The following is a 19,163-nucleotide window of genomic DNA, read 5'->3' on the forward strand; positions in this document are numbered from 1 at the left end:
CGAACTTTCAGGTCTGCGGCAAATAGCTTTGCGCGCCCAAGTCCCGCAAGGCCTGCGCGGCCTGCTCGCCAAAGTTCAAAGCCTGCGCTACCGTCTGCACGCTGGCGCGAACGGACGCCTTCAGCAGTGGGCGCTCGGTCTGCTGCGCATCGCCCAGGGCCACCGCCAGATGCAATTCGGCCCCGACCCAATGCGCATGCGCGGCCAGCGGCATGCTGCAACTGCCGCCCAGGCTGCGCGAAACCGCCCGTTCCGCCTGAGTGGCCAGCCAAGTCGGCGTGTCGATCAAGCCGCTCAGGCTGGCCTTGAACGCGGCCGCATCGGCGCGCACTTCAAGCCCCAAAGCCCCTTGTCCGGCACAAGGGATCATCTCTTCGACGCTGAAGCAGCAACGGATGCGCGCTTCCAAGCCCAGCCGTTTGAGGCCGGCCGCTGCCAGCACGATGGCTGCATAGCCGCCCTCATCGAGCTTGCGCAAACGGGTGTCCAGATTGCCGCGCAGGGGTTCGATCTGAAGATCGGGCCGCATGGCCTTGAGCTGCACGACCCGGCGCAGGCTCGATGTGCCGACCACCGCGCCTTGCGGCAGCTCGGCCAAATTGGCGTAGAGATTGGAGACAAAGGCGTCGCGCGGATCTTCACGCTCGAGGATCGCCACCAGCTCGAAGCCGTCCGGCAACTCCATCGGCACATCCTTCAAGGAATGCACGGCCAGATGGGCGCGGCCCTCCTCCAGCGCGGTTTCCAACTCCTTGACGAACAAGCCCTTGCCGCCCACCTTGGACAGGCTGCGGTCGAGAATTTGGTCGCCGCGGGTGGTCATGCCCAGCAAGCTGACCTGCAATTGCAGGCGCTGCTCCAGCAAGGCTTTGACATGCTCGGCCTGCCACAGGGCCAGGCGACTTTCACGGGTGGCGATGATTACTTTTTCACTCATGGCCGAATGCTATCAGGCGCCCGATCCAGCTCCTTCAGGATCAAAGCGGTAGCCAAGCCCGTAGACCGCGCTGATGCAGTCTTGCGGCGGCTTCAGCGCGGCCAGCTTGCGGCGGATATTCTTCACGTGGCTATCGACCACGCGGTCGCTGACGTCGCGAAAGTCCTCGTGGATCGAATCCAGCAAGCGGCTGCGCTCGAACACCCGGCCGGGCTGCGACAAAAGCAAACGCAGCAACCTGAACTCCACCGGGGTCAGATGCAAGACCTGCCCCTGCCAAGCCAGGCGCTGGCCGGCTTCGTCCACCGAAAAGCCACCAATCAGCGCTTGCGCGGGTTGCTGCTGTGCGGCCGGCGCCAGGCGCCCATCGGCTCGTCTCAACAAGGCCCGCACCCGCGCCACCACCTCACGCGGGCTAAAAGGCTTGCAGACATAGTCATCGGCGCCCAGCTCCAGGCCCAAAAGCCGGTCCAGCTCGTCCACTCTTGCGCTGATGATGACGATGGGCAGATCAGACAAGAGACGCACGGCCCGGCACAACTCCAGGCCATCCAGGCCCGGCAACATCAGGTCGAGCAGCATCGCCGCCGGCTTGGCTTGACTGCTGTCTTGCATGCGTTGCAAGGCCTGCTGCCCATCGGCCAGCCATTCGCAGACATAGCCGGCTGCGTGTAAGTAATCGCACAGCACAGCGGCCAGCTTGGGCTCATCTTCCACCACCAGAATGCGCCGCGCCGTGAGCGTCATATCGACCTCCTGGTTGCCGGCACTTGCCTGGGCAAAGAAAGGGGCAAAGTCAGGCGCAGCCGCAAGCCGCCCAAGGCGGAAGCTTCGGCCTGCAAGACGCCGCCATGGCTGCGGGCAATCGCCTGCGCCACGCCCAGCCCCAAGCCGCTGCCACCGGCCTGACGGCTGCGCGAGGCATCCACCCGGTACAGCGGCTCAAACAAATGGGCCAAAGCTTGGTCCGGCACGCCCGGCATGCTGTCATCCAAGCAAATTTCGATCTGCCCTCCAATCACCTTGGCGCTCAGGCGCAGCAGGCCCGGCGCATCGGTGTAGCGCAAGCTGTTTTCAAGCAGATTGCCCAGCATCTGAGCGATGCGCTCGCCATCCCACTGTGCTTGGGGCAAAGACTGGGGCCAGTCGGCCTGCAGCTCTAGACCGGCGCTCAAAGCACGCGAGCGAAGCCGCGCCAAGGCTTCGCCCAACAAAGCGGCGACATCGGTCGGCGCGAAATTGCAGGGCAACTCATGCAATTCAGAGATCGCCAAAGTGTGGAAGTCTTCGGTCAGCCGGCTCAAGCGCTGCACCTCGTCCTGCAAGGAAAGCAAGGCTGCCGCATCAAGCGGGCGGATCCCGTCTTGCAAGGCCTCCAACTCACCGCGCAAGACCGCCAAGGGCGTGCGCAACTCATGCGAGAGCTCGGCTATCCAGCGCCGCCGGCTGGACTCCAGGCGCGCCAGCGCCACCGCCATGGCGTTGATGTCTTCGCTGAGTTCACCCAGTTCGTCATCGCGCTGCCTGGCAATGCGCACCGTCAATTCGCCCCGGGCAATTCTGCGGGTCGCCGCCTGCGCCGCCTGCAAAGGCCGCACCCAACGCGCCGCCAGCATGCGCGCCGCCAACAGCGCCAAGGCGATCAGCAAGGCCGCCATGCCACACAAACCCCAGTACTGACGCCGCAAGAAGCTCGCATCCACGCCTTGCGCGGGGCCGGCCCGTTCGGCCAGACGCAGCATCAAGACCGTTTGCCCATTCAACTTCAGCGCGCGCAGTTGCGCCGGCATATCGAGTACTTCACGGTGGCCGGCCAAGGCTTGCAAGCCAGCCGCGTCCAAGAGCACGATGCGGGGCCCAAAGAAATTGGGATCACCCTGGGGCCGAGGTGGGTGAGGCGGAGGGGGTCTGGCTCTGCCGCTGTCGCTGTCTCTGGCCCAAAAGGGCGGCGGGCGCTGGCGGCGCGGCGGCGGCCGATCGCCGTCAAGCTCATCAAACATCGCCCCCTCGCGCCGTCCATCGTTCAGCTCCAGGCTGCCGTCCAGCCACTGCCGCAGCACGGGACCCCATTGCTCTGGCCGCTCGGGCCACAAGCCCTCGGTCTGCCTGCGCCGGCTCAGGTCCTGCTCGGCCAGCACCATCAGCCGATCCAGCATCTGCCCATCTTGGGCGCGCAAATAGTCACTGAAGCCGGCGCGCAAATTCCACGCCACCACCCCGGCCATGGCCAGCACCGCCAAGGCCGTGCTGGCCAGCAGCAGCAAGGAGAGTTGATGGACAAGGCGCAAGCGCAAGTTCAAGGGGTTCAGCAGTTTCAGCAACTTCAAAAGGCGCAGCCCGGCAAGGATTTGACTTTCATCTTACGCAGGCCTCAGCGCTCAACTATGGAGCAGATCTCCACATTTCATCCATGCTCTGTGCACAGACTTTACTCAAGCTCTCGCTCATCACATGCCTTGACGGAGAACCTGATGAACAGCCCCAGCAAAATTCGCCATCCTTGGCTCACCCGCTTGAGCGCCGGTGCTCTACTTTGTTTGAGCGCGTGCGGCGGGGGCGGCGGGGGCGGCAGCGGCAGCACGCCCGATGCTGCGGTCAGCACTCTGGCCAGCCCGGCTCCGGTCCCAACACCTGCACCAACGCCCCTGCCGACGCCAGCACCGGCCCCGGCCCCTGCGCCTGCGCCTGCGCCATTGACGTTGAGCGAAGTTGGCGATCGCCTATTCAATGAAGTCAGCCTCTCGGCCAGCGGCAAGCTCTCCTGCGCCGGCTGCCATGTGCAAGCATTTGGCCATGCGGACGCTGCCGGCGGCTTCTTGCCGCTGGGCGGCATTGACGGCCAAGCCCAAGGCCTGCGCAGCAGCCCGAGCCTGAACTATCTGGACGGCGCCGGCGCTTTTCACTTCAATGCCCAGGGCGACCCGCAGGGCGGCCTGTTCTGGGACGGCCGCGCCGACAGCCGCGAGGCGCAGGCCCGTGGCCCCTTGTTCAACGCCAAAGAGATGGCCAATACCGAAGGGCCGGCCTTCAGCACCAAGCTGCGCGCGCTGAGCTACTTTCCGGACCTTGTGCGCAGCGCCAATCTGACCGCCAGCGCCAGCGACGAGCAATTGCTGCAAGCCGTCAGCAGCGCCTTGGCGGCCTATCAAGCGAGCGATATCGACTTCCACGCCCACAGCAGCAAGTTCGACGCGGTGCAGGCCGGCCGCGCCAGCTTCACGGCCCAAGAGGCGCGCGGACTCGCCGCCTTCAATGACCCGCAGCGCGGCAATTGCGCGTCCTGCCATGACAGCTCGCCCAGGCCGAACGGGCAGCCAGCGGCATTCACCAACTTCCGCTACTTCGCCCTCGGCGTGCCGCGCAATAGCAGCCAAGCCACAGCTGACCCAGCCTTTTTCGACCTCGGTCTGTGCGGCCCGCAGCGCAGCGACTTGAGCGGTCGCAGCGATTTGTGCGGCATGTTCAAAGTACCGACGCTGCGCAATGTGGCGCTGACCGCGCCCTACTTTCACAACGGCGCCGTCAAGACCTTGGAAGATGTCGTGGCCTTCTACGCCACGCGTGACAGCGACCCGGCACGCTGGTACCCGTCAGTTGGCGGCCAAGTCCAGCGTTTCAACGATCTGCCTGAGCAATTCCGAGCCAATGTTCATCAAGGTGCACCGTTCGGGCGGCGCGCCAATCAACTGCCGGCCCTGAGCCCGCAAGACGCGGCCGATATCGTGGCTTTTTTGCGCACGCTGTCCGACGGTTTCAGCAGTTCACCCTAATCTGCAACAGGCCGGCTGGCAGCGCTCAAAGAAACTGGTAAAGTCAGAAACATGTAACTTGGTTACACGCCCGTTACACCAGTCTCACCCGTTTCACCCTTCTGCCGAGCCCTGCCATGCCGCCCAAGTCCGTGACCCCAGTATCTCCAGCGATCCGCGCAAAAAAGTCTGCATCTGCCGCTGCCGACAAGAACCTGCCCTTGATGGATGACATCCGCTTGCTGGGCCGCATTCTGGGCGAGGTGATTCGCGAGCAAGAAGGGCGCGACACCTATGAGCTGATCGAGCGCATCCGCAAGCTCTCGGTCGCCTATCGCCACAAGGCCGATGCGCAGGCGGGCAAGAGCTTCGACAAGCTGCTCAAGAGCCTGAGCGGCGAGCAAGCGGTCAGCGTGATCCGCGCCTTCAGCTATTTCTCGCATCTGGCCAATATCGCCGAAGACCGCCACCATGTGCGCCGGCGCGAGATCCATGAACGCGCCGGCAGCCAACAAGCCGGCTCGCTGGCCTTCGCGCTGGAGCGCCTGCACGAAGCCGGCGTGCGCCCGGCCGAGATCGCCAAGACCTTGCACCACGGCTTCATTTCGCCGGTCCTGACCGCCCACCCGACCGAGGTGCAGCGCAAAAGCATTCTGGACGCCGAGCGCGCCGTCGCGCAGTTGGTCGAACAGCGCGATGAGCTGCACACCGAGCGCGAGCACCGCGACAACGAGGCCGCCATCCGCGCCCGCGTCACCCAGCTCTGGCAGACCCGCATGCTGCGCTACAGCAAGCTCACAGTCGCCGACGAGATCGAGAACGCGCTGTCTTACTACCAGTCGACCTTTTTGCGCCAGATCCCCAAGCTCTATGCCGAGCTGGAAGAAGCGCTGCCGGGCCACGACTTCAACAGCTTTTTGCGCATGGGCCACTGGATCGGCGGCGACCGTGACGGCAACCCCAATGTCACCGCCACCACCATGCGCCACGCGCTGGCGCGCCAGAGCGAGGTGGCGCTGCGCCATTACCTGACCGAGCTGCATGAGCTGGGCGCCGAGCTGTCGATCTCGGCCCGGCTGGCGCAAGTCTCGCCCGCGATGCAGGCCTTGGCCGAGCGCAGCCCGGACCGCAACGAGCACCGCATGGACGAGCCCTACCGTCGTGCCTTGACCGGCATGTATGCGCGCGCCGCCGCCACGCTGCATCAATTGACCGGCACCGAGGCGATGCGCCACGCGGTGGCACCGCAACAGCCCTACGCGAATGCCGACGAGCTGCTGGCCGATCTGGCCGTGATCGAGGCCTCGCTGCGCAGCAACCACGCCGAGGCGCTGATCGCGCCGCGCCTGAAGCCGCTGATGCGCGCCGTCAGGGTGTTCGGCTTTCACCTCGCCACGCTGGACCTGCGCCAAAGCTCCGATCAGCACGAGGCCGTGCTGGCCGAGCTGCTGCAGATCGCCCGCGTCGAGACCGATTACTCGAGCCTGGATGAAGCCGCCAAGCGCGCACTGCTGCTCAAGCTGCTGAACGACGCCCGGCCTTTGCGCGTGCACGGCGCCGAATACAGCGAGCGCAGCCTGACCGAGCTGGCGGTATTTGAGGCGGCGCGCGAATCACTGCAGCGCTTCGGCCGCGAGTCGCTGCGCCACTACATCATCTCGCACACCGAGTCGGTCAGTGACCTGCTGGAAGTGTTGCTGCTGCTGAAGGAAGTCGGCCTGCTGCGCGGCACGCTGGATGACGGCAGCGCCGTCAACGACCTGATCGTCTCGCCGCTGTTCGAGACCATCGGTGACCTGCGCGAAGCACCCACCATCATGGCCGAGTTCTACGAGTTGCCGGGTGTGGCCGCCATGCTGGTGCGCAGTGGCGCGGAGCAAGACATCATGCTGGGCTACTCCGACTCCAACAAGGACGGCGGCGTCTTCACCAGCAGTTGGGAGCTCTACCGCGCCGAGATCGCGCTGGTTGAAATGTTCGAAAAGCTGCGCACCGCGCATGGCATCACGCTGCGCCTGTTCCACGGCCGTGGCGGCACGGTCGGCCGCGGCGGCGGCCCGAGCTACCAGGCCATCCTGGCCCAGCCTCCGGGCACGGTCAACGGCCAGATCCGCTTGACCGAACAGGGCGAGGTGATTGCCTCCAAGTACGCCAACCCCGAGATCGGCCGGCGCAATCTGGAGACGCTGGTGGCGGCCACGCTGGAAGCCACGCTGCTGCACCCGACCAAGAACGCGCCGAAGAGCTTTCTGGAAGCGGCGCAAACGCTGTCCGACGCCAGCTTCAAGGCCTATCGCGGCCTGGTCTATGACACGCCCGGTTTTGCCGAGTACTTCTTCGCCGCCACGCCGATCCGCGAGATTGCCGAGCTGAATATCGGCTCACGCCCGGCCTCGCGCAAGGCGACCCGCGCGATCGAGGACCTGCGCGCCATCCCCTGGGGCTTCAGCTGGGGCCAGAGCCGGGTCGCGCTGCCGGGCTGGTGCGGCTTCGGCTCGGCGGTGCTGGAGTTCTTGGGCGAAGAAGGCTCAGCTCAGCACACGCAAAACCTGACCCTGCTCAAGCGCATGCTGAAAGGTTGGCCCTTCTTCCGCACCTTGCTCTCCAACCTGGACATGGTCTTGGCCAAGACCGATCTGGGCATCGCCGAGCGCTATGTCGAGCTGGTCGAGGACAAGCGCCTGGGCAAAAGGATCTTTGCTGCGGTCAAGGCCGAGTTCGAGCGCACGCAGCAGGCGCTGAGCCTGATCACCGGCGAGGCCAACCGCCTGGCCGGCAACCCGGCGCTGGCGCGTTCGATCGAGCACCGCTTCCCCTACATCGACCCACTGAACCATTTGCAGGTCGAGCTGATGCGGCGCTACCGCGCCATTCCGGCGGACAAGCGGGCCGAAGATCCGGCGCTGGAGCGCGTGCAACGCGGCATTCATTTGTCGATCAACGGGATTGCGGCGGGGCTGCGCAATACCGGTTGAGTGGGCAGGGGTGACTGGGCGGCGAGCTGGCTGTAGATTCGCCACTCGCCCTCCCGCACGAGCCTTTGCTGCCAGTTATGGCGGGCAGCCACTCCCTTGCAACTCAATGCGCTGGCAATATCCACGCCGGCTTCTTCTTGCCAGCGAGCGCTAGCGGCCAACACGGACTTGAGGGTTAGCTCTCGTTGCGCCCATTCGGTGCCGCCCGCTTGCGCACTTTTACCAATCAGAACAGCCAGCGACTTTTCAAGCAGATTGGCGCTTTCGCTTTGCCATATCCGCTCGGCCAAGCTGGCACAGACTGCGCCGGTTGCAGGGCGTTTGTCCTTTCGGCAAAACATCGCCCAGCTCGAGTACATTGGGCCAGAGCCCGCCCAATGCAAATATTCCAGCGCGCTTTGCTCCGCCGCTTGGCTGAGACCTGCACTGCCTGTACGCGGCAGATTCTGAAAAAACTCTGCCCAAAATCGCTGCGACTCTGCATCAAATTGAGCCTCGGCCAAGCGTGTTAACGCCTCCAGCCGCTCAGGACTGTCCGGCGGCAAGAGATTGAACTGCCAGCTCAAAGCCGACCCATTGCGCGGCTCCAACTGCAGCCAACGCGAGACCAAGGCCTGGCAGCCCTGCTTCGTTTGCTGGCAGACCAACTGCGTAGCCAGCGCCAGCACGTGACCATCTTGACTGCCTATTGCGCGCTGTTGCATCAGACCAAATTCTGAAAATTTCGCAGATGGCGAAGCCGCCATGGCCTGCAAATAGTCGGCCGCGGCCAAGGAACGGGCATCATTCCCGCGCTGCCGCAAAAGCTGCGCCCAGCGCTGCAAGGTTTGACGCGTGGCAATTGCCAAAGTTATCTCATCGACGCGCTCATCGTTTGCACCAGACTCCTCTTGTTTTGAAGTTGGAGCAATTCGTGCGGCCACTCCCGACGCTAGGTGCGAGCACCAATCAGCGTCCTTGGCCGGATCCAACCAGGACATGGCCTTTTGAACTTCGACCGGCATGGGAGCCAAGTCGCCTGCGTTTGAAGCCTCGGCTTGCCGCAACAAGGCCCAAGGATCGTTAAAGCCGGCCGGTGCCGCCGCGTCTGGCGTGGCAAACACTTCCCCTGCGGACGAGGCGGCGCGATCCGACATGGCTGCCCGCCCCTCCAAGCCGGTCACAACGCCGCCCGCGCCCAGCCACCAGACCGCAAAACCAAAAAGCGCGCTGAAGATCAGCCCAACTCGTACCCTCATCTATTGCCCCCTCAGGCCCGCACCACAAGGTGCCTGGCCATGATAGGTGCGACAAGCTTGAGCAGGTGCGACTCAAGTTGTGTCCACGAGGAGCCGATAGCCCGCTTACAACCTTCAAGGAGCTCGCGTCATGGATCTCTCCAACACCGCCCTGGTCAACAATGCCGGCTCGGCCTCGCCCGGCTCGGTGCAAAGCTCTGCCCAGATGATGGTGCTGAAGAAAGCCATCAATCTGCAGGGGCAAGGTGTGATGGACCTGCTCAACAGCGTACCGCCACAGCCCGCACTCGCCACCAGTGGCAACCTGGGTACGCGGCTGAACGCCTACGCCTGAAATAGAACTTTGCGACCGGCGCGTTCGCCGCGCAGCGATTCGTCCGGTAAGCTCTGCCTTGCGAGCAATCTTCCATGCATTTCGCCTGACCACAAGGTTAGGCGCTCGACAAGGCCACAGCCCATGCATATTGAGACACCCTACGCCAAGATCGAAGCCTTGGTGGTTGACGATATGGCCACCCAGCAAACCACGCTGCGCGGCCAGTTGGGCATGGTGGGGGTGGGCAAGATCGACGCAGCCGGCTCGGCCGAGGACGCGCTGCGCATGATCAAGGCCAAGCGCTACGGCCTGATCTTGTGTGACTACAACCTCAACCACCGCACCGACGGCCAGCAACTGTTCGAGCTGCTGCGCGAGCAACGCCTGCTGGCACCCGATTGCCTGTTCTTCATGATCACCGCCGAGAGCAATTACAACTCGGTGGCGGCGGCCAGCGAGCATATGCCGGACGCCTATTTGCTCAAGCCCATCACCGCCGGCGATATCGAAGACCGGCTCAAGAATCAGCTCGACAAGCGCCAGGCGCTGCTGGAGATCAATCGCCAGCTGAACAAGAACGATTTAGCCGCCGCCGTCGTGGCCTGCGACGCCTTGCTGGCTAAAAAAGACCGCTGGTATATGCATGCACTGCAAATCAAGGCACAGGCCCTGCTCGACCTGGGCTGCCCCGATGATGCCAAGCGCATCTTCCAGGATGCGCTGGCGCTGCGCGAGGGCTTGATGTGGGCCCAGCTGGGCCTGGTAAAGGCCGCCAAGGCCTCGGGCAAGTTCGAGGAATCCAAGCGCTTGGGTCAAGAGATTTTGAGCAGCCCGGAGGGCGCCAAATGCCTGGCTGCCTTTGACCTGGTGGCGGCGTCGATGGAGGCGCTGGGTGACACCGGCAGCGCGCTGGCGCTGATGAAACAAGCCGCGCAAGTCGTGCCCTCGGCCAAGCGGCTGCGCGTGCTGTCCGAAAGCGCCTACCGCAATGGTGACCTCGCCACCGCCAAAGCCAGCCTGGCCAAGGCCTTGAAGTCCAGCCAGGGCGCGATGACGGCTAACTCGCAAGATCTGTTGACCATGGCGCAGGCGCAAGTCGATATGGGCGAAGCCAAGGAGGCCTTGGAAACCCTCAGCGAAGCCGCCACCCGAGGGGCCCACACGCCAGAATTTGACAATGTGGCCTTGGCCATACGCGCGCAAGCCCATGCGCTGCAGGGCGACGCGGCCAAGGCGGAAAAAGAAGCCGCCTCGGCGCTCGCCGGCCTGCACCAAGGCAAGGCTGACTTTGCCACCGTCACCGTCGCTCGCGCGGCGTTGCAAGCCGGGCATGTCGAGGCCGGCCTGGCGCTGCTGCGCCAGGCCGTCAACGCCGATCACGAGAACTCGCGCGTCCAGCAGCTGATCTGCAAGGCCTTGGTGGACACCGGCCACCCCGACCAAGTTGAGTTGCTGGTCAAGGCCGCCACCCAAGGCCTGAAGACCCGGCTGCATGAGGCCAAGCGCCTGCTGCGGGCCGGTGAGCTGGACGCGGCCCTCGCTGCGATTGAAGCCGAGCTGGCTGAATACCCCGACAACACCACCGTCTTGCTGGAATGCGCGCAGATGAACTGCATGTCGCTGCGCTTGAACAAGTCGCTCGACCAACGCCGTGTTGAGCAGGTGCGCGACTATCTGGCGCGGCTGGAAAAGTTATTGCCGGCCAATGACCGGGTCGCCAATATGCGCCGCTATTTGCGCGAAACGCTGGCCGCCTTGCAGACCAAGGGCGCAGCGGTGGAGTTGTCCAACAGCCCGGCCTCCAGCTTTGGCAAACTGGTGAAATAGGCCTATGAGAGAGCTGCAAGCATGAACCGAGAGCTGCTGGCCTTGTTCGTGCATGACATCAAAAACCAGTTGGGCGTGCTTGAGGCCGAGCTGTACTTGCTTGAAGCCGAGCCCGACCGAGCACGCGCACACCGTGCCCACCAGCATTGCTCGCAGTTGCGCCAACGCTTGATCGCCTACCTGACCCTCTACGCCGCAGACGATAGGCAAATGAGCGCGCAGGCGGAAGATGAGTCGCCACTGGATTTCTTGCACAAGCTCTTGAAGGTGGACTCACGCCCCGACGGCGCGCCGCTGCGCCTGGGCGAAGTGAGTCAGGCTCCGCCTTTTTGGTATTTTGACGCCCGCCTGGTGCTGCTGGCGATGGAGGCCGCCTTGCACAACGCCTGGCGCTTTGCGCGCTCCGATGTGCAAATCGGCGCCGACCAAGTAGACGGTTATCTGGTGCTGTCGGTCGAGGATGATGGGGCGGGTCTGGGAGCCAAAGACCCGTCCAGCCGCTCGTCGACCGGACTGGGGATGGAACTTTGCGCGGCGGTGGCCCGGGCGCACAAAAATGGAGAACGTCAAGGCCGGGTCTTGCTGGCAGCGCGCGCGCAAGGCGGCACAAAATTCGAAATTTGGCTGCCCTGAAACTGCATAGCTCAGCTGCCTTGCCCCGCCAGCGCTTCGCGCACCGCCGCCACCTGCCGCCTCGAAACGGCCAGCCATTCATTGACCCCGGCGATCCGCACCGCCCAGCCCTCAGCACCGTCGCTGCTTTCATCCTCGCCGACATGGCTGGGGGCGTGTCGTTCAAGCTCGCGCACCGCCGACTTGGCCACCAGTGCATTGCGATGCACACGTAAAAAGCGCTCACCCAAGCGCGGCTCCAGGTCCGACAAGCTGCCGTCCATGACCAGGCTTTGCGTTGCGGTGCGCAGGGTCAAATACTTCAGCTCGGCCTTGAAGTAAAGCACCTCGGCCAAGGGCACGCGCAGGAGCCGGCCGCGGTCCGTCACGTTGATGACCCCGCCCGGCTCTTCACCGAGCAAGACCTGACCCGCTGCACTGGTCTGCATGGCGGCGCGCTCGGCCAGACGCTGTGCCACGCGCGCCAAGGCTGCTTGCAGACGTTCGCGCCGCACCGGCTTGGTCAGGTAGTCGGTGGCCTCCAAATCGAACGCCTGCAAGGCATGCTCGGCATGGGCGGTCACGAACACCACAGCCGGGCTATGCCCATTTTGCTGGCCCAGTGCCCGCAAGGCGCTGGCCAATTGCAGACCGTCTGGGCCGGGCATTTGCACATCCAGCAAAACCAAGTCGCAGCGATGCTCACGCAGCCAAGCCTGCGCCTGCGAGGCTGTACCGGCTTCGGCCAGCACCTCGGCACGTGGGTCGACACAGCCCTCCAGCAAACTGCGCATGCGCAGCCGCGCCAAGGGTTCATCATCGACCAGCAAGACCTTCAACAAGGACGGCACTGACATGAATCTTGTCCTGTAAAAATCAATCAACGCGGCAGCACAATGCGCACGCTGAAACGAGCCGCCTCCTGGCTCAACTCGAAGCGCGCGGCCACATCATGCATCAGGCGCAGGCGCTGGCGCACATTGCGCAGCGCCAAACCGTGACCGGATGTTTTTGCCGGCAGCCCGACCGTGTTGACCACACGGATCTCCACCTCGCTGCCCAGGCGCCGGGTGCTGATTTCTACATCACCGCCCGCCTCATTCGGCTCCACACCGTGGCGCACTGCGTTTTCAACCAAGGGCTGCAGCAGCAAGGGCGGCACCTTGGCGCCGCCAGCGGCGGGGTCTAACTGCCAATGAATGCGCAAGCGCCCGTCAAAGCGAATCTGCTCGATATCGAGGTAACGCCGCGCCAGCTCAATCTCGTCGTCCAGGCTGACCACGGCCGTGGCGTCGGCCAGGGCCACCCGAAACAGCTCGCTCAAATCCTCCAGCAACCCCTCGGCCTTGTGCGGGTCCAGGCGCACCAGCGCAATCGCGCTATTGAGGGTATTGAACAAAAAGTGCGGGCGGATGCGGGCCTGCAGTTCGACCAATTGCGCCATCGCATCGGCGGGCCGCTGCGCGCGTTCACGCTGTCTCAGCCAAGCCAAGAGTTGCCCGGCGCAAGCGGCACCGGCCAAGCCCACACTGATCAACCTAAAGGCGCTACCGGGCTCATCGCTGGCCAAATTCAGCAAGGCCCAGCCCGCCAAGGCGCACAGCGCCCCCAAGCCCATCAGCAAGACCCACTGCCAGAGCTGGCGCAAGCGGGCCAACTGACGGCGCGCGCTGCACACCAGCAACAGCCAAGCCAGCAAGGCCGACATCGTCACCACCGTGCCGCTGGCCATGTTCTGCATCCAGGTGCCCAAGTCACGCGAAGCCAGCGCCAGCCCCAAGGCCAGCAAGCCCTGCACGCCCAGCACAGCCCGCAAGACCAGACCGACATGGCAGACATCGAAGACCCGCTCGGGGTCGAACAGCGGCAAAAGCGCGGCGTCGCCCGCGTCGTTGGATGCGAAGCCCAGCACGCTGCTCAAATGGCTGCTGTCGGGCCAATCCGAAGGCTTGGGGCTAGGTTTCAAGCTTTGCTTTCTCTCTGTGCGGCTGAGTCGGGTGCGGCTCGATAGAATCGCCCTGCCCCGGATTGTGTGTCAAGCCGGTCGGCTTCTTCCTCACTCCCCAGCCCCGCCCGCCATGTCCTCAGTCTCAGAAAACCCTCTTGCCAACAAAGCTCAAGCCTGGTCCGCGCTGTTTTCGGAGCCGATGAGCGATCTGGTCAAGCGCTATACGGCCAGCGTGTTCTTTGACAAGCGCCTGTGGGCGGCCGATATCGAAGGCAGCCTGGCGCACGCCGAGATGCTGGCAGCACAGGGTATTTTGAGCGCCGAAGACCACGCTGCCATTCAGCGCGGCATGGCCAGTATCAGGAGCGAGATCGAAGCCGGTCAGTTTGAATGGCAGCTTGATCTGGAAGACGTGCACCTGAACATCGAAGCGCGCCTGACCGCGCTGATCGGCATCGCCGGCAAGCGCCTGCACACCGGCCGCAGCCGCAACGATCAGGTCGCCACCGATGTGCGCCTGTGGTTGCGCGGCGAGATCGATGAGCTGAGCATTCTTTTGGGCGCGCTGCAGACCGCGCTGGTCAATGTGGCCGAGAAGAACGCTGACGTGATCCTGCCCGGCTTCACCCATTTGCAAGTCGCCCAGCCAGTCGCGTTTGGCCATCATTTGCTCGCCTATGTCGAAATGTTTGCGCGTGATGCCGAGCGCCTCGTGGATGTGCGACGGCGCGTCAACCGCTTGCCGCTCGGCGCGGCGGCATTGGCCGGCACCAGTTATCCGCTCGACCGCGAGCGCGTCGCGCGCACCCTGAGAATGGAGGCCGTCTGCCAGAACAGCCTGGACGCCGTCTCCGACCGCGACTTCGCGATCGAATTCACGGCCGCCGCTTCGCTGGTGATGGTGCATATCTCGCGCCTCAGCGAAGAGCTGATTTTGTGGATGAGTCAGAGCTTTGGCTTCATCGACCTGGCCGACCGCTTTTGCACCGGCTCCTCCATCATGCCGCAGAAGAAAAACCCCGATGTGCCCGAGCTGGCACGCGGCAAGACCGGCCGCGTGGTCGGCCATCTGATGGGCTTGATCACTTTGATGAAGGGCCAGCCGCTGGCCTACAACAAGGACAACCAGGAAGACAAGGAGCCGCTGTTTGACACCGTCGACACGCTCAAGGACACGCTGCGCATCTTTGCCGAGATGATGGGCGGCTTGACCGTCAAACCCGAGGCCATGGAGCGCGCTGCGCTCAAGGGTTATGCCACCGCCACCGATCTGGCCGACTACCTGGTCAAGAAGGGCCTGGCTTTCCGCGACGCACATGAGATCGTCGCCCACGCGGTCAAGACGGCGATAGGCACCGGGCTAGATCTGTCCGCCCTGCCCTTGAGCGAGCTGCAGAAGTTCGATGCCCGCATCGGCGAAGATGTGTTCGAGGTGCTGTCGCTGCGCGGTTCGCTGAACGCCCGCAATATTCTGGGCGGCACCGCGCCGGCGCAGGTGCGGGCTCAAGTGGCGCGACATCGGAGTCGGCTGGCCTAGTGACCCGCAACACTGAAATTGGAAGTTACTATCCACGCGACCAAAGCCAGCCAAGCAACACCATCTGCACCGGGCCGCAGCAAGCCGGCAGGCCCTGCAGCTCCATTCCTCCCCAGGCCTGTCAACGGCCAAGCTGCTGCCTGCGCTATATATCTCCCGGGCACTTAGCTCCCAACTCTCAGGCCAAAAGCATGGCCTCATTTGCCCATGATTCGCCTGATCTTGCTTGCCATCACGCTGCTGATGGCGCTGCCCCAAAGCGCCCACGCCCAGAGCCTTGACCCTCTGTGGCAACAGTTGCTGCAGCATCTACAGGCACAAAAGCAAGTCGTGCCGGATGAGTCGGACACCTTGCTGGTCCTGCCGCGCGAAGCTGGCGGCAGCGGCGAGCGTGACTTCATGAGCCGCAAACTCAGTGGCTGGAAAGACGGCAAGCCGAGCTACGAGATCGTCGCAGCTGAACCGCCGATCTGGACCAGCGACGATCTGCGCATCACCCGCGCCAAGCAGGCGGACCAGCAAATCTCATCCGCACTCGGCCAGGGCAATCAACTCTTCAAGCCCGACACCCTCGTCAAGCGCAGCGAGGCGCAAGCCTTGGACGGCAAACTGTGGACGCTGTTTGAAGCCGAAGACAAGGGCTTTGGCCGCCAAGTGCTGATGCGGGCATGGGTAGACCCGCAGAGCGGCCGCCCCCACCGCATCGACGTGAAGGGCCGCTTCTTGATGATCTTGAGCTTGGACGTCAGCTCGCTCTACCAGGTCGACAGCAAAGACCGCTCGTTGGCGAGCAAGGTCGCCGGTGAAGTCAAGGCCACGGTGCGCGGCAAGGGGCCGGAAGTGCGTTTTGAGATCGATGTGAAATCTTGGGCGGAAGTGCCATCGGGTCAGCCACAGAGCTGACAGCGCGCAGTTCAGGCGCCGCATTCACCCGAGACTGGACCCAGTCCCCGGCCCGCCCATTGGACGGCAGAGCCGAGCATGTCGCCAAATGTGGCGAACTTCCAGTCCCACAATAAAACCGGCCTTCCGATGCCATGCAAGGGAAGGCCAGCCTGAACAAAAAGGCCCAAACCGGGCGCTGAATTAAACCGCGGTCTTGCTGCGGCGCCGCAGCGCTGCCGGCACCATGGCTCCTGCCAGGGCCAGCAGCACCAAACCGAAGGAAGCCGGTTCGGGCACAGTGGCGCAGTTGCCTTCACCAACGGCAATGCAGGTTTTGCCGACCTGGACATTCAGCGCCTCGGCGTTACGGCCGACGAAATTGCGTTCGAAGTCAAAATCCAGACCCAAACTGACATCGCTGGCGCCAGAAATCAAGCCCTCAAAAGTCAGGGTTCCAAGTGAAAACTCATCGAATTGCACATCAGCAAGTGCATCGTCCAAGGCATTCGAATCGTAGCGAAGGCCGATATTGCCAGGCTCATTGGTGTCCGTCAGGCAACTGGCAGCAGCTCCCAATGCATCGCAGGCAGGCGTAAAACTGAAAGCTGAGGCAAACAGAATCGAGGGATTCCAGACGAAGTTGATGTCGAAAGCCGAGAGGATTTCGTCACCCAGTCCGCTGATGATGACATCAACGACGGTAGCCTTGCCTGGGTTGATCTGCGACTTGGTCGGAACGAAACTCAGCACGATGGCCGACTGCGCAGCGGAGGCGCAGAACAATGAAGCAGAGGCAATCGCCAATGCGGATAAAAGCTTTTTCATGATCTACCTTTTGATTTTTCGAACAATCTGAACTTAGGTTGCGGGAACTTCAGCGGCACAGCTGGCGCGGGTGCATTTCAGCGTACAGGCTCGCACATCATTGATGGTGATCTTGCCGTCGGCATTTGCATCTCGCGGGTCATTGGCCACCGGCACTTGACCAATTGCATTACGAATCAGGCTGATGTCATTCTGGTCAATATCCCCGTCTCTATCGACGTCACAGGCCATGCTTGTCGTCCATGTCTTTGTGGCATTGTCGTTCAGGGTTCCGACCGAAGCCACGATGGTGTCCAGGCCTCCATTGGCACCGACATAACAGAATTGCGCGACGCCATTGGCCGCCGCGTTGACAAAGCCTGTCTTGGCATTAGCGCCCGTGACGCTGAAGTCCACACGCACGCTGGGCACCGCCACGCCATTTTGGTCGCGCAAAGTGGCGTTGACGCATTGCTGGGTATTGACCGGATGGCTCGCCGCCTTGGGCGCCAAGGTCAAGGATGTGACCACCGCGACTTGCGCGAGCGACATGCCGCCTGGATAGCCGTAGGAGTCGTAATTTGCATAGCCGTACATGAAGGCACCGAAGGGCAGAGGGCCGGCCAACTTGTGCGAGCCGACCGCCACCGGCAGCTGCGCACCGGAAAAGCTGGACCCTGCGATCGGCGTGTACTTGGCCACCGCGACGGCCACGCCGTCCAAGGTGACGCTGCCCACCGCTGCGTTGGGCACGACGATATTGATGTAGTTGATTGCAAAACCAGAGGCCGGCGTCGTCACCGTGTAAGCAGCAAGAAACTGCTCAAACGGAGGAATCAGCATCTCAAACGGGTCAGAGGTCACGCCATCAAAATCCGTCCCGTTCGAGTATTGCGCCACGAGTACCGGCTGGGTGGCCGTGATGCGTGCCGGGCCGGTGACGATTTGTTCGTGGAACTGGCCGCGATTGATGGTGGCCACGTTCGCGCCATTCACGTTGACCACGGTGCCGTTGACGGAAGCCATGACCCGGAAGGTATCGCCCCTGGTACGCGTGGCCAGCGGCATGGTGACAAAGGCCTTGCCCCAGGTCGTAGTCGGCGGCAGTTGCTCGACAATATGGTCACAGTAACCAACGCCCAATGGAATGTTTGCGCATTGATTGCCACCGAAAACCGCAATCGGAGCCGTCGCGCTGATCAAGGACCCCGTCAGGTCTAAGCCTGATGCGCTCAGTTGGTAGGTCTGGCCTTGATTCAGAAAGATCGAATAGGGCACGCCGGCTGGCCTGCTGCCAACGGCAATGCGCGGCGTGATCGTCACCGTCGTCCCGCCTTGGGTGCCGACAATGCCGAACTGACCGGCACCAAAGCCTCCATAACCGAGGCTGATGTGATCGGTCCCGAGAATATCGGTCGGCAAACCCAGGTAAGCGTCGGTGGTTGCTTCCAATCGATTCAGGCCATAAACCGTTACTTCGGCGTTGGCCACGACATGAATGCCCTGGTTGGTGACGGCATCAATCGCCGTCACTTGGGTGCCTGAAGGCAGCACGACGGTAGACACCGTGCCGGGCACTACCGAGAACGGCGCTGAAAAGCTGAGCCCCGGTATGCTGACCACGCCCGTGGTGGCCGTGTCACCGGTAATGAACAGGCTCATCACGGGCTGTGAGAAGTTGGCATTGAACATCAGCCAGAAATCGGTCCCCTTGCTGTCAGGCGCGGCAAACGCCGGCGGGGCGATCAAGACGGCCAATAACGACACCCCCGCGCCAAGGCGGCGAGCCAAGCGCGGCACAGATTTCAAAACAGAAATTAAGAAGGCAAAACAAGTCTGCACGCGCTGCAACAAAGGCAGGCTCGGTTCTATCGGTTTATTCATGGTCACCTCGATTGATGGAGTGACACCAAGACGTTCCCCGTAGTCGAGTCATCTCAATGCCTGGTTGAAAGCAACTAGCCTCAAGGATGCGCGACCAAGTCGACAACTAACACTAAAAATAAGCGGCACCCAAGTTCGAGCGCAGTGTAGGTTTGAAAGGTATTCGCAAGCTCCCCCTCACTTAGGGGGGAGGAGCACAGAAAGTGACAATCCATATTAGGGATAGCCGGCTGCCAAGAAAACCCTTAGGGGCTTCGGCAAGCTTGACAGTTCCAGCCCTTGAGCGATGAAAAAACAGAAACTGGAGCGGGGAAATTAGGCAACAACAATGGCGAGACTGGGATCAGATTCGCTGAGCTAGTGCCGCGACAAAAAGCCAGCACCAGTTAGGGCGACAGCGGGCTCGCTCGCCAGGCTGAATGACCCGTCAGAGGCCGGCAACAGCGTTCGC

The 19,163-nt window shown here is 63.0% G+C and carries 15 protein-coding genes; 7 read left to right on the forward strand and 8 right to left on the reverse strand.

Going from position 1 to position 19,163, the window contains the following annotated elements; translation table 11 throughout:
* Positions 1-7 precede the first annotated feature (7 nt).
* Genes hemC through LNV09_RS11875 form a run of 3 tightly spaced genes read right to left on the reverse strand, consistent with a single transcriptional unit; the run spans position 8 to position 3,264 of the window.
* On the reverse strand, positions 8-937 hold the full coding sequence (hemC, locus tag LNV09_RS11865) for a hydroxymethylbilane synthase (protein WP_263557293.1): 930 nt from the start codon (positions 935-937) through the stop codon (positions 8-10).
* A gap of 12 nt (positions 938-949) precedes the next feature.
* Positions 950-1,684, reverse strand: a complete 735-nt coding sequence (locus LNV09_RS11870) for a response regulator (RefSeq protein WP_263557294.1) — start codon at positions 1,682-1,684, stop codon at positions 950-952.
* Complete coding sequence (locus LNV09_RS11875; protein ID WP_263557295.1) at positions 1,681-3,264, reverse strand: ATP-binding protein; 1,584 nt, start codon at positions 3,262-3,264, stop codon at positions 1,681-1,683. The genes LNV09_RS11870 and LNV09_RS11875 overlap by 4 nt, the downstream gene beginning before the upstream one ends.
* Before the next feature lie 144 nt (positions 3,265-3,408).
* Between LNV09_RS11875 and LNV09_RS11880 the strand changes: the two genes are divergently transcribed.
* On the forward strand, positions 3,409-4,707 hold the full coding sequence (locus tag LNV09_RS11880) for a cytochrome-c peroxidase (protein WP_263557296.1): 1,299 nt from the start codon (positions 3,409-3,411) through the stop codon (positions 4,705-4,707).
* A 116-nt stretch (positions 4,708-4,823) separates the two neighbouring features.
* Positions 4,824-7,661, forward strand: a complete 2,838-nt coding sequence (ppc, locus tag LNV09_RS11885; RefSeq protein WP_411969272.1) for a phosphoenolpyruvate carboxylase — start codon at positions 4,824-4,826, stop codon at positions 7,659-7,661.
* Here ppc and LNV09_RS11890 read toward each other — a convergent pair.
* On the reverse strand, positions 7,613-8,899 hold the full coding sequence (locus LNV09_RS11890; RefSeq protein ID WP_263557297.1) for a hypothetical protein: 1,287 nt from the start codon (positions 8,897-8,899) through the stop codon (positions 7,613-7,615). The genes ppc and LNV09_RS11890 overlap by 49 nt on opposite strands.
* 130 nt (positions 8,900-9,029) lie before the next feature.
* On the opposite strand from LNV09_RS11890, the gene LNV09_RS11895 reads away from it, so the two are divergent.
* The 3 genes from LNV09_RS11895 to LNV09_RS11905 all read left to right on the forward strand — a co-directional run bounded on the left by LNV09_RS11895 (position 9,030) and on the right by LNV09_RS11905 (position 11,675).
* Positions 9,030-9,233 (forward strand): putative motility protein, encoded by a 204-nt coding sequence (locus LNV09_RS11895; protein ID WP_263557298.1) that lies wholly within the window; start codon positions 9,030-9,032, stop codon positions 9,231-9,233.
* Between the two features lie 123 nt (positions 9,234-9,356).
* Positions 9,357-11,042 carry a response regulator gene (locus tag LNV09_RS11900; RefSeq protein ID WP_263557299.1) on the forward strand — a complete coding sequence of 562 codons (1,686 nt, stop codon included), beginning with the start codon at positions 9,357-9,359 and terminating at the stop codon, positions 11,040-11,042.
* A 21-nt stretch (positions 11,043-11,063) separates the two neighbouring features.
* On the forward strand, positions 11,064-11,675 hold the full coding sequence (locus tag LNV09_RS11905) for a sensor histidine kinase (protein ID WP_263557300.1): 612 nt from the start codon (positions 11,064-11,066) through the stop codon (positions 11,673-11,675).
* Between the two features lie 11 nt (positions 11,676-11,686).
* On the opposite strand, the gene LNV09_RS11910 is transcribed toward LNV09_RS11905, so the two are convergent.
* Together LNV09_RS11910 and LNV09_RS11915 are read right to left on the reverse strand one after the other, a co-directional pair.
* Positions 11,687-12,511 carry a LytR/AlgR family response regulator transcription factor gene (locus LNV09_RS11910; protein ID WP_263557301.1) on the reverse strand — a complete coding sequence of 275 codons (825 nt, stop codon included), beginning with the start codon at positions 12,509-12,511 and terminating at the stop codon, positions 11,687-11,689.
* A gap of 23 nt (positions 12,512-12,534) precedes the next feature.
* The gene (locus LNV09_RS11915; RefSeq protein WP_263557302.1) at positions 12,535-13,620 is read right to left on the reverse strand and encodes a sensor histidine kinase; all 1,086 of its coding nucleotides are present in this window, start codon (positions 13,618-13,620) and stop codon (positions 12,535-12,537) included.
* A gap of 112 nt (positions 13,621-13,732) precedes the next feature.
* On the opposite strand from LNV09_RS11915, the gene argH reads away from it, so the two are divergent.
* Together argH and LNV09_RS11925 are read left to right on the forward strand one after the other, a co-directional pair.
* Entirely contained in the window at positions 13,733-15,139 is a 1,407-nt protein-coding gene (gene argH, locus LNV09_RS11920) for an argininosuccinate lyase (protein ID WP_263557303.1), read from the forward strand.
* A 207-nt stretch (positions 15,140-15,346) separates the two neighbouring features.
* On the forward strand, positions 15,347-16,042 hold the full coding sequence (locus LNV09_RS11925) for a hypothetical protein (protein WP_263557304.1): 696 nt from the start codon (positions 15,347-15,349) through the stop codon (positions 16,040-16,042).
* Between the two features lie 183 nt (positions 16,043-16,225).
* Here LNV09_RS11925 and LNV09_RS11930 read toward each other — a convergent pair whose 3' ends face one another.
* Both LNV09_RS11930 and LNV09_RS11935 read right to left on the reverse strand, forming a co-directional pair.
* Positions 16,226-16,849: a PEP-CTERM sorting domain-containing protein gene (locus LNV09_RS11930; protein ID WP_263557305.1), complete on the reverse strand. Its 624-nt coding sequence runs from the start codon at positions 16,847-16,849 to the stop codon at positions 16,226-16,228.
* A 33-nt stretch (positions 16,850-16,882) separates the two neighbouring features.
* Complete coding sequence (locus LNV09_RS11935; protein WP_263557306.1) at positions 16,883-18,712, reverse strand: hypothetical protein; 1,830 nt, start codon at positions 18,710-18,712, stop codon at positions 16,883-16,885.
* Between the last annotated feature and the right edge of the window lie 451 nt (positions 18,713-19,163).

This window comes from Paucibacter sp. B2R-40 (assembly GCF_025717555.1).
GTDB lineage: Bacteria > Pseudomonadota > Gammaproteobacteria > Burkholderiales > Burkholderiaceae_C > Paucibacter_A.

What these genes read in the sequence shown, in the direction of transcription:
- hemC (WP_263557293.1), bottom strand. Translation starts at nt 937, where the DNA reads ATGAGTGAAAAAGTAATCATCGCCACCCGTGAAAGTCGCCTGGCCCTG.
- LNV09_RS11870 (WP_263557294.1), bottom strand. Translation starts at nt 1,684, where the DNA reads ATGACGCTCACGGCGCGGCGCATTCTGGTGGTGGAAGATGAGCCCAAG.
- LNV09_RS11880 (WP_263557296.1), top strand. Translation starts at nt 3,409, where the DNA reads ATGAACAGCCCCAGCAAAATTCGCCATCCTTGGCTCACCCGCTTGAGC.
- ppc (WP_411969272.1), top strand. Translation starts at nt 4,824, where the DNA reads ATGCCGCCCAAGTCCGTGACCCCAGTATCTCCAGCGATCCGCGCAAAA.
- LNV09_RS11890 (WP_263557297.1), bottom strand. Translation starts at nt 8,899, where the DNA reads ATGAGGGTACGAGTTGGGCTGATCTTCAGCGCGCTTTTTGGTTTTGCG.
- LNV09_RS11895 (WP_263557298.1), top strand. Translation starts at nt 9,030, where the DNA reads ATGGATCTCTCCAACACCGCCCTGGTCAACAATGCCGGCTCGGCCTCG.
- LNV09_RS11900 (WP_263557299.1), top strand. Translation starts at nt 9,357, where the DNA reads ATGCATATTGAGACACCCTACGCCAAGATCGAAGCCTTGGTGGTTGAC.
- LNV09_RS11905 (WP_263557300.1), top strand. Translation starts at nt 11,064, where the DNA reads ATGAACCGAGAGCTGCTGGCCTTGTTCGTGCATGACATCAAAAACCAG.
- LNV09_RS11910 (WP_263557301.1), bottom strand. Translation starts at nt 12,511, where the DNA reads ATGTCAGTGCCGTCCTTGTTGAAGGTCTTGCTGGTCGATGATGAACCC.
- argH (WP_263557303.1), top strand. Translation starts at nt 13,733, where the DNA reads ATGTCCTCAGTCTCAGAAAACCCTCTTGCCAACAAAGCTCAAGCCTGG.
- LNV09_RS11925 (WP_263557304.1), top strand. Translation starts at nt 15,347, where the DNA reads ATGATTCGCCTGATCTTGCTTGCCATCACGCTGCTGATGGCGCTGCCC.
- LNV09_RS11930 (WP_263557305.1), bottom strand. Translation starts at nt 16,849, where the DNA reads ATGAAAAAGCTTTTATCCGCATTGGCGATTGCCTCTGCTTCATTGTTC.
- LNV09_RS11935 (WP_263557306.1), bottom strand. Translation starts at nt 18,712, where the DNA reads ATGAATAAACCGATAGAACCGAGCCTGCCTTTGTTGCAGCGCGTGCAG.